The 1,554-nt window shown below is 44.6% G+C and carries 3 protein-coding genes and 2 pseudogenes; 3 read left to right on the top strand and 2 right to left on the bottom strand.

Annotated features, from left to right (window positions below; translation table 11 throughout):
- From EGK14_RS21715 to EGK14_RS21095, 3 genes and pseudogenes are all read left to right on the top strand, one after another.
- A pseudogene (locus tag EGK14_RS21715) lies at positions 1-291 on the top strand (hypothetical protein); the annotation flags it as partial.
- Positions 210-674 carry a DNA/RNA non-specific endonuclease gene (locus tag EGK14_RS21100; protein ID WP_370256578.1) on the top strand — a complete coding sequence of 155 codons (465 nt, stop codon included), beginning with the start codon at positions 210-212 and terminating at the stop codon, positions 672-674. The pseudogene EGK14_RS21715 and the gene EGK14_RS21100, both read left to right, overlap by 82 nt.
- Positions 658-993: a hypothetical protein gene (locus tag EGK14_RS21095; protein WP_125291009.1), complete on the top strand. Its 336-nt coding sequence runs from the start codon at positions 658-660 to the stop codon at positions 991-993. The genes EGK14_RS21100 and EGK14_RS21095 overlap by 17 nt, the downstream gene beginning before the upstream one ends.
- Positions 994-1,033: 40 nt before the next feature.
- On the opposite strand, the gene EGK14_RS21090 is transcribed toward EGK14_RS21095, so the two are convergent.
- Together EGK14_RS21090 and EGK14_RS21710 are read right to left on the bottom strand one after the other, a co-directional pair.
- Positions 1,034-1,270 (bottom strand): SymE family type I addiction module toxin, encoded by a 237-nt coding sequence (locus EGK14_RS21090; protein WP_125291008.1) that lies wholly within the window; start codon positions 1,268-1,270, stop codon positions 1,034-1,036.
- Positions 1,271-1,369: 99 nt separating this feature from the next.
- Positions 1,370-1,554 (bottom strand): annotated as a pseudogene (locus EGK14_RS21710) (hypothetical protein); the annotation flags it as partial.

Below are 1,554 nucleotides of genomic sequence, written 5' to 3'. Positions count from 1 at the left end.
ATCCAGCTTGAAGCAGACAGAAATGCGGCGATTCATAATGCATTGATGTCTGGTGATTCACCTGAAGCGAAGCAGCTTGCGATGAATTCGCTGGCTCAGGCGGCTGGAACCAGTGCAGCGGGAATAGTTGCAGGAGCAGGTAAAGGAAGTAAACTCCCTGCAAGTGCTGAAAAAAATGTCGTTATCGTGGACTCCGGTAAGAAAGGTGCCTGGAACAAAGCGATGAACAAGCCAGAGCGAATACGATTTATAAGGTTGATGGCAATAAGACTTATCATACTGACGAATTAAGTAGGCCGAGTGATGTTAAGGCTACGCTCGAATTAGCTAAAAATGATCGTAATATTTATCAGCAATGTAAAGGTGGGAAATGTGGCAATCCTGGAGATGAGGGCGGGTATTTAATAGCTAGTATCTTCGGTGGGCCAGGTGAAAGATTGAATATTGTTCCAATGAATGGAAACCTCAATAAGGGAGCCTGGAAAGCTATGGAAAATAGCTGGGCTAAAGATCTTAAAGCCGGTAAAAAAGTAGATGTACAAATACAGCCTATTTATAGTGATAGCAATAAACATCCCAGTAGTTTTAATGTGACTTATTCTGTTGGCAATGGAAGACCAACTCGGGTAAACATTGATAATGCTCCGGGAGGGAAAAGTGAGTCTGGACGATGAAATATATAGTGAAATCGGTCAGTTGCTGTACAAGTCAGCTCCTGATGATGCAAAAATCATTGTAATGGATGCAGAACTATCGAACGAAGGAGATAGCTGTCGTTTTAATTACGATTACATCAATATGAATGGTGAAAAAAACTGGTTTTTGCCTGAGCATGGTTTAACTGACCAGAGGTTAAGAGAATTATTGGTAATGCTTAGAACGTTCTTTTTGGAGAATTTTAAATCTCAGGAAAAACCATTCTGGCATGGTTGTGTAGCTACATTAAATGTAGAAAAATCAGAGATTAATATTGATTTTAAATACGATGAATAAGACAAATATCCCGCCCATCGAGCCGGGATCTTTTTATCCGTCACTTAGTAACGGGCCTGATTACAAGTTGCCCTTGCCCAATAGTCACGGTAACCTGCGTATCGGTTGCAAACCCGGCCTCTTCCAGCCAGTTGCCCTTAAGGTTAAGGCTGAGGCAGCGGCTGTAATACGTGGTCGTATCATTACGATCCGCATGGCCAATACTGACATATCCCACCTTTAATCGCCGTAAGGCTTTGGGAATACTTACTTCTGGCTTAGTATCATGTTCAGCCATATCAACGACTCCTGTTAGTTGGTTGTGATCAACGGCAGGCATGAGGTGCGAACTTACGTCTGCTGCGCTCAGTTAACGTCTGTTATTAAATCCTATTACCTACTCTACCATCGACTTCTTGACAAAACTGTCCACCACGGCGATCAATACCTGCTGATCGGAGTCGGGCAACAGATCCGCCTTCTGCCACAGGGCATGACCTTTTCGGCGCGCAACCTGACGCTGACCTCGGAGCAGGACAGCGACCGCTACGACAGCAGGCAGCAGAGCGCCAGCGCCGGAGC

This window comes from Erwinia sp. 198, from assembly GCF_003937915.1.
In the GTDB taxonomy this organism is placed as follows: domain Bacteria; phylum Pseudomonadota; class Gammaproteobacteria; order Enterobacterales; family Enterobacteriaceae; genus Erwinia; species Erwinia aeris.
The sequence above is the reverse complement of the archived record's forward strand: the minus strand, read 5'-3'. Positions and strand labels throughout refer to the sequence as shown.

Coding starts and splice junctions, on each gene's coding strand:
- EGK14_RS21090 (WP_125291008.1), bottom strand. CDS start 1,270: ATGGCTGAACATGATACTAAGCCAGAAGTAAGTATTCCCAAAGCCTTA.